This window comes from Gordonia sp. (in: high G+C Gram-positive bacteria) (assembly GCF_049647785.1).
In the GTDB taxonomy this organism is placed as follows: domain Bacteria; phylum Actinomycetota; class Actinomycetes; order Mycobacteriales; family Mycobacteriaceae; genus Gordonia.
The window spans coordinates 104,757-117,322 of sequence record NZ_JBARYI010000015.1 but is presented as its reverse complement, the minus strand read 5'-3'; the positions used below and the strand labels follow the sequence as shown (position 1 = coordinate 117,322).

Genomic DNA, 12,566 nt, shown 5'->3' with positions numbered 1-12,566 from the left:
GTCCGGGGCCGTGACGGGTTCGGACTGCTTGCTACCGGCCAACGGCGTCGGCAAGGTGCCTGCCGGCATGCCCGCGCTGCCAACCGCCATCGCCGCTTTGCCCGTCAGCTTCTTGGCCCACCCGGCGAGTCCGAGGTTGCTGCCCTCAAACGCCGGGGTGGTGAAGTAGCGGATGCTCGCGTCGAAAACGTCGACGCCCGCGTCGGCCAAAGCGCCAAGCAGCACGCCCAACTCCTCGGGTGTGTCGGCGATCCGGGCCGTGTAGTCCTGCTGCTTGTGCTGGGAGAAGCGGTAAAAGATGGGGAGGTCGTCGCCGATCTCAGCGCGGACCGCGCTCACCACGGCGGCCGGGAAGGCGGCACGACGCTCCAGGTCGCCACCCCACCGGTCATCGCGGCTGTTGGTATCGGCCCACATGAAGGCATCGAGTAGGTAGCCGTGGCCACCGTGGATGGCAATCCCGTCGAAGCCCAGATCCACCGCGTTGCGAGCACTTGTGACGTATCCGGCGATCACCTCCGCAATGTCCTCATCGGTCATCGGGCGCGTCTCGGGACGGCAGAAGTCGATGTACTTTTCCGAATAGCCGGTGCGTCCGGGCGTACCCCAACGGCCCGACGGTCGCATCGGGGTGATCGCCGGGTCCACGCGGGCCATCGCACCCCACAGGGGTCCGACGTGCCAGAGCTGCGGAATGATCAGCCCACCTTCGGCATGCACGCCGTCGACCACCGACTGCCAGCCGGCCAGGGCTTCGTCACCGTGCAGACGCGGAACATCGGGGCTGTCGACGGCCGACGGGTGGTCGATCGCGACCCCTTCGGTCACGATCAGGCCCGTGCCACCAGCGGCACGCTTGCGGTAGTACTCGGCAACATCGGGTCCGGGGATCCCGTTGGGGGATTGCTGGCGCGTCATCGGCGACATCACCAGTCGGTTCGGGACGGTGAGGTTGCGGATGGTGAGCGGGGACAGCAGTGAGGTCACAGTTTTCCAATCAGGTTAAAGAAGTCTGGCGTCTTGTCTTCGCGCAGGCGGACGAGGGTGCGGTAGCTGATCAGCCACTTGTCGCCGACCAGCCGGTACTCCTCGTGGTAGTGGCCGTAGCCATGGAGGTGTTCTTCGTGGTCGCCGTTGGTCCACCACAGATGGTCTTCCATCGCCCAGATTCCGCGGGCGGTGGTGTTGGACGTCAGCTCAATTTGCGGAGTGTGGCCGTGGTGCACCGAAGTGATCGGGATGTGCCCGTCAAGCAGTCTCTTGATGGCTGCGGTCAGCGGGCCGGGACCGACAACGCGGTTGGACACGCCGTCGGAGACTGGCTGCTTGTTAGCGGGGAGACCGCCCCAGGTTTCGGAGACAACATCGTCGGTGTGCAGGGTTGGATAGATCTCCCATTCCTTGCAGTCCATGCAACGGAGTCGCTCGGCAAAGGTGTTCTTGATGCATTCGATTGCCCACAGCTTCTCGGCTGGGGTCAGCGTGATTTCTGTAGTCATAACTGGACTCTACTTTCGTCGCGCGGGCGTCGAGATCGAATGTCCACTGACCGGGACCTCTTGTTCGAAGCTTTTTTGTGGATGACTAGCGATTGTGCCCGCGCTCACGTATTCTCTAACTCAGTTAATGGCTACTAACTGAAAGGGTGGGCATGGCTGCCTCGACTTCATTCGACGCGCACCGCGCCAATGTGGCGGAGTTGCGGGCAAATTTGCTCGCCGCTTCGCAGGGTGGCAGCGAGAAGGCGCGCGAGCGGCACCTCTCGCGCGGGAAGATCCTGGTCCGCGATCGCATCGATGCGCTGATCGACCCAGGCTCACCGTTTTTGGAGGTTGCGCCGCTGGCCGCGCACGAGATGTACGACGGCAAGGCACCGTCCGCTGGCGTGGTCGCGGGTATCGGCCGCATCCACGGCCGCGAGTGCATGATCGTCGCCAACGACGCCACCGTCTCTGGCGGTACGTACTACCCAGTCACGGTGAAGAAGCACTTGCGCGCGCAGGAGATCGCCGCGCAGAACCGACTCCCGTGCATCTACCTGGTCGACTCCGGCGGCGCGATGCTCCTGAACCAGGACGACGTCTTCCCCGACCGCGACCACTTTGGGCGCATCTTCTTTAACCAGGCCAACATGAGTGCCGCGGGCATCCCGCAGATCTCGGCGGTCTTGGGTTCTTCGACGGCCGGTGGCGCGTACGTGCCCGCGATGAGTGATGAGAACGTGATCGTCCGTAACCAGGGCACGATCTTCTTGGCCGGGCCGCCGCTGGTGAAGGCCGCGACCGGTGAGGACGTCACCGCCGAAGAACTCGGCGGCGGCACCATGCATTCGACGGTTTCCGGCGTCACCGATCACCTGGTCGACAACGACGAGCAAGCCCTCGCCAAGGTCCGCGAAATCGTCGCAACGTTTGGCCCGCGCGACGCCGCGCAGTGGGACACCGTCCCCACTCGTTCACCGCAGCGCCCCCAAACCGATCTGTACGACGTGGTCCCCACTGATCCACGCATCCCGTACGACGTGCGCGAGGTCATCGAGATCCTGTCCGACGGCGGCGAGTACACCGAGTTCAAGGCGGGTTACGGCACGTCGTTGGTCACCGCGTTCACCAAGATTCACGGCCATCCGGTGGGCATTGTCGCCAACAACGGGGTGCTGTTTTCGGAGTCGGCGCTCAAGGGGGCGCACTTTGTGGAACTGTGCGACCAACGTCGGATCCCGCTGCTGTTTTTGCAGAACATCACCGGCTTCATGGTGGGACGCCAGTACGAAGAGGGCGGCATCGCCAAGAACGGCGCCAAGATGGTCAACGCCGTCGCCTGCGCCCGCGTACCCAAGCTGACGGTGATGATCGGCGGTTCGTTCGGTGCGGGCAATTACTCGATGTGTGGTCGCGCGTACTCGCCGCGGTTCCTGTGGATGTGGCCCAACGCGCGCATCTCGGTGATGGGTGGCCCGCAGGCCGCCGACACTCTTGCCACCGTGCGCCGCGGCGGCATCGAGCGGTCGGGTGGGTCTTGGTCGGCCGAGGACGAAGAGTCTTTTAAGGCCCCCATCCGCGACCAGTTTGAGACGCAATCCACCGCGTACTACTCCACCGCACGCCTGTGGGACGACGGCATCATCGACCCTGCCGACACCCGCACCGTCCTCGGCCTGGCCTTGGAAGCGTGCCGGTATGCACCGCTGACCGACCCCGCCTACGGCGTCTTCCGGATGTGAGAGGCAACCACATGAACGCTCCTGCAAACACCCGCACTCCCGTCACCCGCACGCGCAGCATCCGCAAGGTGCTCGTCGCCAACCGCGGTGAAATCGCCTGCCGCGTTATCGATACGCTGCGCCAGATGGGCATCAAGTCGGTCGCTGTCTACTCCGATCCGGATGCAGATGCGCCCCACGTGAAGGCAGCCGACGAAGCGGTTCGCCTCGGTCCAGCCGCTGCGGTTGACAGCTACCTGCGCATCGACGCCGTGATCGAAGCGGCCAAGATCACCGGGGCCGACGCCGTCCATCCCGGTTACGGCTTCCTGTCCGAGAATCAACAGTTCGCGAAGGCCCTGGCCGACGCGGACATCATCTTCATCGGCCCGCCCGCGTCGGCGATCGCGACGATGGGCGACAAGATCACCGCCCGCGCCGCCGTCACCGCCCGTGATGTTCCCGTGGTTCCCGGCATCTCCCGTCCGGGTCTCACCGATGAGGAATTGATTGACGGGGCCGACGGCGTCGGGTTCCCCGTCCTGATTAAGCCCAGCGCGGGTGGCGGCGGCAAGGGTATGCACCGCGTCGAAGACCTTGCTGGCCTGCCCGAAGCGTTGGCGACGGCACGACGCGAGGCGGCCTCTGCGTTCGGTGACGACACTTTGTTCCTGGAGCATTTCGTGCTGACGCCCCGCCACATCGAAGTGCAGATCCTGGCCGACAACCACGGCAACGTGATTCACCTCGGCGAACGCGAGTGTTCGCTGCAGCGTCGCCACCAGAAGGTGATTGAAGAAGCGCCGTCGGCCCTGCTCGACGAGGCCACTCGGGCTCGGATTGGCGAGGCGGCCTGCGACGCCGCACGCAGTGTCGGTTACACCGGCGCGGGCACGGTGGAGTTCATCGTGTCGGCCACCGCGCCCGACAAGTTTTTCTTCATGGAGATGAACACCCGCCTGCAGGTGGAGCACCCCGTTACCGAAATGGTGACCGGCGTCGACCTCGTGGAACAGCAGGTCCGGATCGCGCGCGGTGAAACCCTCTCGCTGACGCAAGACGACATCGTGCTGACCGGGCATGCCATCGAGGCCCGCGTGTACGCCGAAGATCCCGCGCAGGGTTTCCTGCCAACCGGTGGCTCCGTGGCGCGGCTGACGTGGCCTACCCATGCGTCGATGGGGGGTCGCGAAGGGAGTATTCGCATCGATAGCGGCATTGTCGCCGGATCGGTGATCGGTAGCGACTACGACCCGATGTTGGCCAAGGTAATCGCCTATGGTGCCGACCGTGCCGAGGCCATCGACCGACTCGACGAAGCTCTCGCCGACACGCGTCTGCTAGGCGTGGTTAGCAACATTGATTTCTGTCGACACGTCCTCGCCATGCCCGAAGTTCGCGACGGCGTTCTCGACACCGAACTCCTGGACCGCATCGCCGTCGACTACACCGCACCCGAAGCCGACCCGCGCGCCCTCGTTGCGGCGACGCTCGGTGCACTCGACCTCGGTACCCCGGACGATGTGTGGTCGTCGGCGCTCGGCTTCCGGATCGGCGCGCCGTCGCCCGTCGTGGCACGACTGTCGGGGGCACAACTGTCTGGGGCTGGCCGCCGGTACACGGTGTCCGCGCAGATCACGGATACCAGCCCCGGTCTCCTCGACGCCGACGTGACGATTGAAACCAATGTCGACGAAGACGAAGCGCAGCCGGAGAGCTGGAACGCACCCGTCCGACTCCGCCAAGTGACGCCCGGTGTCTTCGACCTGGTTTTTGACGGTCGTTCGCGACGCTGGGAAGTGCTACTCGACGCGGCCGGCGGTCGTCGTTGGGTGTCGGGGCAACCGGGAACGTGGATTTTCCAGACAGTCCACATGCTTTCCGACCACGATGAGGGGGAGGCTGCGGGCAGCGTCGTCAGCCCGATGCCGGGGACCGTGGTTGCGGTGCCGGGCGTCGACGGCGACCCCGTTACCGCGGGCGATCCGCTAGTGGTTGTGGAGGCCATGAAGATGGAACACACGCTCCGCGCACCGGTCGATGGAACAGCGTCGATCAGTGTGCGCGTCGGCCAGAAGGTCGATGCGCAGCAGTTGCTCGCGCATGTTTCGGCATAGCACCACCAGAACTTTCGAATACGGCACGTACGAACAAGAAGGATTGTCGATCAGATGGAACTGACTCAGGAATACACCGACCTGGTGAACACGGTGCGCGACTTTGCCCAGTCCGTGGTGGCGCCGGTCTCGGCCAAGCACGACGAGGAGAAGTCGTTCCCGTACGAGGTCGTCGCGCAGATGGGCGAGATGGGCCTGTTCGGTTTGCCGTTCAGCGAAGAATTCGGCGGCATGGGCGGCGACTACTTCGCGCTCGCTTTGGCGCTGGAGGAACTTGGCAAGGTCGACCAGTCGGTGGCGATCACCGTCGAAGCTGGCGTCGGGCTCGGTGCCATGCCGATCTACCGCTTCGGCACGCAGGAGCAAAAGGAAACCTGGCTCCCGGATCTCCTAGCGGGTAAGCGTCTAGCCGGATTCGGGCTTACTGAACCCGGTGCCGGATCCGATGCCGGGGCCACCGTCACGACCGCCCGCGAGGACGGCGACGAGTGGGTCATCAACGGCAACAAGCAGTTCATCACTAACTCGGGCACCGACATCACGTCGCTGGTCACGGTCACTGCGGTGACGGGGGAGCGCAGCAACGGCAAGAAGGAAATCTCGACGATCATCGTGCCTGCCGGCACCCCGGGCTTCACCGCCGAACCGGCCTACAACAAGGTCGGCTGGAATGCCTCGGACACGCATCCACTGAGCTTCGACGACGCCCGCGTGCCGCGCGGCAACCTGCTCGGCGAGCGGGGCCGCGGTTACGCGAACTTCCTGTCGATCTTGGACGAGGGGCGCATCGCGATCGCCGGACTGGCGACGGGCGTGGCGCAGGGGTGCGTCGACGAGTCGATCAAGTATGCGCGCGAGCGCAAGTCGTTCGGGAAGCCGATCGCCGAGTACCAGTCGGTGTCGTTCGCGATTGCCCGGATGGAGGCCCGCGCGCACGTTTCGCGGATGGCGTACTACGACGCTGCGGCAAAGATGTTGGCTGGCAAGCCTTTCAAGAAGGAAGCGGCGATCGCGAAGATGGTCTCGTCGGAGGCGGCGATGGACAATGCGCGCATGGCGACGCAGATCCACGGCGGCTACGGCTTCATGAACGAGTACCCGGTGGCGCGCCATTACCGCGACTCCAAGATCCTTGAGATCGGTGAGGGCACCACCGAGGTTCAGCTCATGCTGATCGCCCGATCGTTGGGATTGAACGCATGACTGAGGGCAAGCGCGTCACACAGCGCGGACTCTGGTTTGAGGAGTTCGAAGTCGGAACCATCTACGAGCACCGGCCCGGACGTACCGTCACCGAAGCGGACAACACTTTCTTCACCGCTCTCACCATGAACACCCAGGCTCTGCACCTGGACGCCGCATGGTCGGCGACGCAGCCGGGATTTGGTGGACAACGCCTGGTGAACTCGATGTTCACGTTGTCGACGATTGTGGGACTGTCGGTGGCGCAGCTGACCCAGGGCACCCTGGTAGCCAATCTGGGTTTCCACGAAATTGCTTTCCCGGCACCGATGTTCGCCGGTGACACCCTGTACGCCGAAACCGAATGCACCGGCAAGCGACTGAGTAAGTCGCGGCCCGGTGAGGGCATCGTCGACCTGACGCACATTGGGCGCAACCAAGACGGGGTGCTGGTGGCGCGGGCTTCGCGGTCCACGCTGGTGCGCGTGCGCCCGGAAGGGGAATGACGATGGCCGCGAAAGAAGCGTGGACGCCCGCGGGCCCGGCACTTCTGTTCTGTCCCGCCGACCGCCCCGAACGGTATGCGAAAGCACTCGATCGCTCGGACGTGGTGATCCTCGATCTTGAGGATGCTGTCGCGCAGGCCAACAAGGCGCAGGCGCGGTCAGCGCTTATCGGCAACCCGATTGCCGCCGACCGCGTCATCGTCCGCATCAACCCGGCGGACAGTGTCGAGCATCAACTGGATCTCGATGCGGTGCAGGCGACGTCGTACCGCGTGGTGATGCAGGCCAAGGTGGAGTCGGCCGCGCAGCTCACCGCGCACGGCCTGCCCACTCTCGCGCTAATCGAAACCCCACTCGGGGCGGTGCGCGTAGAAGAAATCGCGTCCGCACCGAACTGCGTCGGACTCATGTGGGGTGCCGAGGATCTGGCTGCGGGTATGGGTGGTACGTCCAGCCGGTTCGGCGACGACGAAGCCAATACGGGTAGCTACCGCGACATTGCCCGGCATGTGCGGGCCCGCGTGCGACTGGCCGCCGCCGCCTTCGGTGTTGCTGCGATCGACTCCGTTCACATCGATATTGACGACGTTGACGGCCTCGTTGGTGAAGTTCGCGATGCCGTCGCTCAGGGATACACGGCCACCGCATGCATTCACCCGAGTCAGGTTCAGCACATCCGGGCCGGGTACGCGCCAGCACCCGAACGCGTTGAGTGGGCGCACAAGGTGATGGCTGGTGCCGTAGAGAACGATGGCGGCGTCTTTGCCGTCGACGGACAGATGATTGACGGACCGGTGATTGCGCAGGCACGCGCGGTCTTGGCCCGTGTGACGACCGACCCCCGCTGATCCGAATAGGAGCGCACCTTCCATGACTGCCTTCGACACTTCACTCTCGTATGCGGCGGGCGAATCGCAGCCGCCACTGCTGACTCAGACGATCGGGACGACGCTTGCCGCCACGACCGCCAAGTTCCCGGACTCCGACGCGCTGATCGATGCGGCGGTGGACCGCACCTGGACCTACGCCGAACTGCGTCGCGACGTGATTTCCTTGGCCGCGGGCCTGGTGCGGCACGGGGTCACGACCGGGGACCGCGTTGCCCTGTGGGCACCCAACCGTTTCGAATGGGTGCTGACGCAGTTTGCGGCGGCGGAAATCGGCGCGATCCTGGTGGTCCTGAACCCGGCGTATCGGCGAAGCGAAGTGGCGTATGCGCTGAAACAGTCGGGCGCAACGCTGGTGCTGACGGCCGAGAAGTTCCGGGACGCCGAGTACGCCGTCATGATCGACGACGTCCGCGACCAGGTTCCCGACCTGCGGGAAGTGGTGGTCTTCGAGTCGGACACGTTCGCCGAAATGTTGACGGAGCCGTCGTCGGACGAGGTCACCAAGGTTGCGGAGTTGGCCGCAGGTCTCACCGACGACGATCCGATCAACATTCAGTACACGTCGGGCACCACCGGCGCGCCGAAGGGCGTCACCCTGACGCACCGCAACATCGGCAACAACGGCTACATGGTCGGTGCGCTGCTCGACTACACCGAAGCCGACCGCATCTGCCTGCCTGTGCCCTTCTACCACTGCTTCGGCATGGTGATGGGCAACCTTGCGGCGATCGCCTTCGGCGCAACGATGGTGATCCCGGGCCCTGGCTTCGACCCGCGGGACACCCTGGGGGCCGTCGAAAAGTACCGCTGCACCAGCCTGTATGGCGTGCCGACCATGTTCATTGCGGAGTTGGCTGCGCTTGATGCTGGCGCCGGGAGCGGAGCGAGCGGGCCAAAAGTAGCTGGCGCCGGGAGCGGAGCGAGCGGGCCAAGTGTAGCTGGCGCCGGGAGCGGAGCGAGCGGGCCAAATGTAGCTGGCGCGGAATTCGACTTGTCGTCGTTGCGGACGGGGATCATGGCGGGATCGCCGTGCCCCGAGCAGGTGATGCGTCGCGTGCTCGACGAGATGAATATGTCGCAGGTGTCGATTTGCTACGGCATGACTGAGACCAGTCCTGTGTCGACCCAAACGCGTATGGACGACGACGTGGACCTGCGCGTGGCCACCGTGGGGCGCGTGGGCCCGCATCTGGAAATCAAGATTATCGATCCGGTGACGGGCGAGACGCTCCCTCGGGGCGAGACCGGCGAGTTCTGCACGCGCGGCTATTCGGTGATGAAGGGCTACTGGAACGATCCAGCCAAAACTGCCGAGGTACTCAGCGAGGAAGGTTGGATGCGGACCGGCGATCTCGGGGTAATGGGCGACGACGGCTATGTCCGCATCACCGGACGCATCAAGGACCTAGTGATTCGCGGCGGCGAGAACATTTATCCGCGCGAGGTGGAAGAGTTCCTGTACACCCATCCGGACATTATTGATGCCCAGGTCATCGGTGTCCCCGACGAGAAGTACGGCGAAGAACTCATGGCGTGGATTCAGCTCCGCGAGGGCGCATCGCCGCTGACCGTCGACGACGTCCGCGCGTTCGCGACCGGTCACATCGCCCGGCATAAGATTCCGCGGTATGTACACGTCGTTGACGAGTTCCCGATGACGGTCACGGGCAAGGTACGGAAGGTGGAAATGCGCGCGCAGTCGATCGAGTTTTTGGGGTTGAGTAAGTGACCGTAGTTGCACGGTTCGCGGAGCAGATGAGCGCCCGCACCGGTCAAGATCTCTCCACCTACGGCGCTTTGTGGCAGCAGTCGGTCACTGATCTGCCGGGCTTTTGGCGGGGCGTGTGGGACTTTTTCAATCTCGACGCGATCGCTGAAACCCCTTTGGCGGCAGGTGATTCCGCTGTTCTCGCCGACGACTCCATGCCCGGTGCCGTGTGGTTCCCGGAGGTGAAGCTCAACTACGTTGATGCGATTCTGCGGCACGCGGGTCTACCGGGCGAGGCCATCGTCGGCCTTGATGAGGACGGTAACCGCGGCGCGATCACGTGGGCCGAGTTGCCGACCCGCGTCGGCGCGGTGGCGCATGCCCTGCGTGAAGCTGGTGTTGGTGTTGGAGACGTGGTCGCGGCCTACCTACCGGATCTTCCGGAGACGGTGATCGCCTTCCTCGCGACCGCGTCCCTGGGTGCCATCTGGTCCGGGTGCGGCCAGGACTATGCACCCGAGGGTGCGGCGGGACGCCTGGCGCAACTCGACCCGAAGGTCTTGATCTCGGCAGCCGGTTACCGCTACAACGGCCGCGATATCGACAAGCGTGCCGAGTCGGTGGAACTAGCGAGCCTGCTCGGCGAGAACCTCACCCACATCATGGTCGGCGACCCGGGCGCTCACTCGGTGACGCGGTGGTCGGACATCGTGGCCGACACCGACCACCTTCCCGAGCCGCTGAAGGTCCCCTTCGACCACCCGCTGTGGGTCCTATTTTCGTCGGGCACCACGGGCAAGCCCAAGGGCATCGTGCACGGCCACGGCGGCGTCGTCCTGGAACACCTCAAGGCGGCAGCCATCCAGTCCGACCTCACCGAGCAGTCGGTGTTCTTCTGGCAGACCGCGCTGAGCTGGATGATGTGGAATTACCAGGTGGCGGGGCTGCTTGTTGGGGCGCGCATCATTACATACAGTGGTTCGGCCCTCTATCCGGATGCCGATCGACTGTGGCAGATCGTCGAAGGTGAGCGTGTCACATTCTTTGGCACCAGTCCCGGACAACTGCAGGCCAGTCGCAAGGGCAACCTGCACCCCGGCACCGACCACGACCTGTCGTCGTTGACCCTGCTCGGCAGTACAGGCTCCACACTGGCCGCCGACCTGTTCGACTGGGTCGACGACAACGTGAAAGCCGGGCTCCCGATCTCCTCGATTAGCGGCGGCACGGATGTCGTGAGCGCCTTCGCTGGCGGAAGCACCGGCGTGCCAGTGGTGGCCGGAGAACTGTCGACGCGGTATCTGGGCGTCGCGTTGGAGAGCTGGTCGCCGTCGGGCGAGCCGCTCGTGGACGAGGTCGGCGAGATGGTTATCACCGCACCGATGCCGTCGATGCCCGTCATGTTCTGGAACGACCACACCGGCGAGCGCTACCGCAATGCCTACTTCACGCACACGTGGGAGGGGGAGGGGCCCGCGAAACCCGTTTGGCGACATGGCGATTGGGTCACAGTTACAGACCGCGGATCGTTGGTTATTCACGGCCGCAGCGATGCCACGCTCAATCGGCACGGCATCCGCATGGGGTCGGCAGACATTTACGAGATCGTCGAAGGCATTCCTGAGATCGCCGAAGCCTTTGTCCTGGGAGTCGACGGCCCGCCCGGCAAGTACTGGATGCCGCTGTTTGTGACCCTGGTGCCCGGTGCTGAGTTCACCGACGAACTTACCTCGCGGGTCGCCAGTGAAGTGAAGCAGAAACTGTCGCCGCGGCATGTGCCTGACGAAATCGTCGTGGCACCCGGTATCCCGCATACGCGGACTGGGAAAAAGCTCGAAGTCCCGGTCACCGCGATCCTCGCTGGCCGCAGTGAAGTGAATATCGACCCCAAGTCCGTTGATGATTATGCGCTGATCGATTGGTATGCCGACCAGGGGCGCAAGCATCGTTGGTGAGCCGAACAGCGGATGGTCACCCGCGGGATGTCGGGGTTGTGTATTAGCGTTGACGGAGTTCGACGGTCATCAACACCGGTGGCCCACATCTCACTAGGAGTATTTGGATGACTTATCCGCAGTCAGGTTCTGGCTACGGCCAGGGCGACGCCGGAGCCCAGTCGGCATACGGTCAGCAGCAGTACGGCCAGCAGCAGCAGGCCGGCTACGGACAGCAGCAGTACGGACAGCCGCAGGCCGCTTATGGTCAGCAGCAGTACGGTCAGCAGCAGTATGGCCAGCAGGGCTACGGTTACCAGGCGCCTAAGCCAGCCGGCCAGGGATTGCCCGCTAACACGACGACCATCCTCGCGGGCGTTATCGGCGGCCTCGGCGTCATCATGCTGTTCCTCGGCTTTTTGGCCGGAGCGAAGGCTGAGGGCTACCGCACCACGGTGACGGCCAAGGTTTTCGAAACCAACTTTGTCGGCCCTTACGTCCTCCTCGCCGTCGCTGGAGTCCTCGCGCTGGTCACGTTCTTGCTGGGCCGCGAGAAGTGGGTTGCGGGCGGCGTGTTCGCACTGACCACGGTGTCGGCGCTGGTGACGATCTTCCAGTTCTCAACTGTCGAGTACGACAAGGGTGTCGGCGCGATCCTGCTCCTCATCTTCTCGATCCTTGCCTTCCTTGCCTCCGTCGTTTGGCTCCTGATCGAGGGTGGGCAGATCAAGACCGCTCCGGCTGTCGCCGCTACCCCGGGTGCCGCTGACGCTTCGGCTCAGCAGTACAGCTACGGCCAGCAGGCACAGCAGCCTGCCGCATACGGCCAGTCCGATCCGGCCGCACAGTCGCCGTACGGCCAGCCTGCCCAGTCGGGTTACGGCCAGCCGTCGTCGCCTTCTAACCCGGCTCCGGGTGCGAGCGATTCCACCACGGTGTTCCAGCAGCCGGACAACGGCCAGCAGCAGTAGTTTTCAGCTCCGCCGGAAGCGGTGCGAGAGGGTTCTCTGACGAACCTTCTCGCACC

General features: G+C 64.4%; 10 protein-coding genes. 8 read left to right on the top strand and 2 right to left on the bottom strand.

The genetic code is table 11. The features are described 5' to 3' along the window. Both WBA38_RS01960 and WBA38_RS01955 read right to left on the bottom strand, forming a co-directional pair. The coding region (locus WBA38_RS01960; RefSeq protein ID WP_424321919.1) for a 12-oxophytodienoate reductase at nt 1–987 on the bottom strand (987 nt) is incomplete at its 3' end. After that, entirely contained in the window at nt 984–1,499 is a 516-nt protein-coding gene (locus WBA38_RS01955) for a nuclear transport factor 2 family protein (RefSeq protein WP_424296083.1), read from the bottom strand. The genes WBA38_RS01960 and WBA38_RS01955, both read right to left, overlap by 4 nt. Before the next feature lie 152 nt (nt 1,500–1,651). Here WBA38_RS01955 and WBA38_RS01950 point away from each other — a divergent pair, with 152 nt between their 5' ends. From WBA38_RS01950 to WBA38_RS01915, 8 genes are all read left to right on the top strand, one after another. Further along, the gene (locus WBA38_RS01950; RefSeq protein ID WP_424321918.1) at nt 1,652–3,223 is read left to right on the top strand and encodes a carboxyl transferase domain-containing protein; all 1,572 of its coding nucleotides are present in this window, start codon (nt 1,652–1,654) and stop codon (nt 3,221–3,223) included. Nucleotides 3,224–3,234: 11 nt separating this feature from the next. Continuing rightward, nucleotides 3,235–5,319 (top strand): acetyl/propionyl/methylcrotonyl-CoA carboxylase subunit alpha, encoded by a 2,085-nt coding sequence (locus WBA38_RS01945; RefSeq protein ID WP_424296079.1) that lies wholly within the window; start codon nt 3,235–3,237, stop codon nt 5,317–5,319. 54 nt (nt 5,320–5,373) lie between these two features. Beyond that, nucleotides 5,374–6,522, top strand: coding sequence for an acyl-CoA dehydrogenase family protein (locus WBA38_RS01940; RefSeq protein WP_424296077.1), 1,149 nt, complete (start codon nt 5,374–5,376; stop codon nt 6,520–6,522). Continuing rightward, nucleotides 6,519–7,007, top strand: coding sequence for a MaoC family dehydratase (locus WBA38_RS01935; RefSeq protein WP_424296075.1), 489 nt, complete (start codon nt 6,519–6,521; stop codon nt 7,005–7,007). The genes WBA38_RS01940 and WBA38_RS01935 overlap by 4 nt, the downstream gene beginning before the upstream one ends. A gap of 2 nt (nt 7,008–7,009) precedes the next feature. Beyond that, nucleotides 7,010–7,855: an HpcH/HpaI aldolase/citrate lyase family protein gene (locus WBA38_RS01930; RefSeq protein ID WP_424321917.1), complete on the top strand. Its 846-nt coding sequence runs from the start codon at nt 7,010–7,012 to the stop codon at nt 7,853–7,855. Nucleotides 7,856–7,877: 22 nt separating this feature from the next. Then, nucleotides 7,878–9,626: an AMP-binding protein gene (locus WBA38_RS01925; RefSeq protein ID WP_424321916.1), complete on the top strand. Its 1,749-nt coding sequence runs from the start codon at nt 7,878–7,880 to the stop codon at nt 9,624–9,626. Between the two features lie 26 nt (nt 9,627–9,652). Next, on the top strand, nt 9,653–11,560 hold the full coding sequence (locus WBA38_RS01920) for an acetoacetate--CoA ligase (RefSeq protein WP_424321926.1): 1,908 nt from the start codon (nt 9,653–9,655) through the stop codon (nt 11,558–11,560). A 107-nt stretch (nt 11,561–11,667) separates the two neighbouring features. Beyond that, nucleotides 11,668–12,510 carry a DUF5336 domain-containing protein gene (locus WBA38_RS01915; RefSeq protein ID WP_424293681.1) on the top strand — a complete coding sequence of 281 codons (843 nt, stop codon included), beginning with the start codon at nt 11,668–11,670 and terminating at the stop codon, nt 12,508–12,510. Nucleotides 12,511–12,566: the final 56 nt, after the last annotated feature.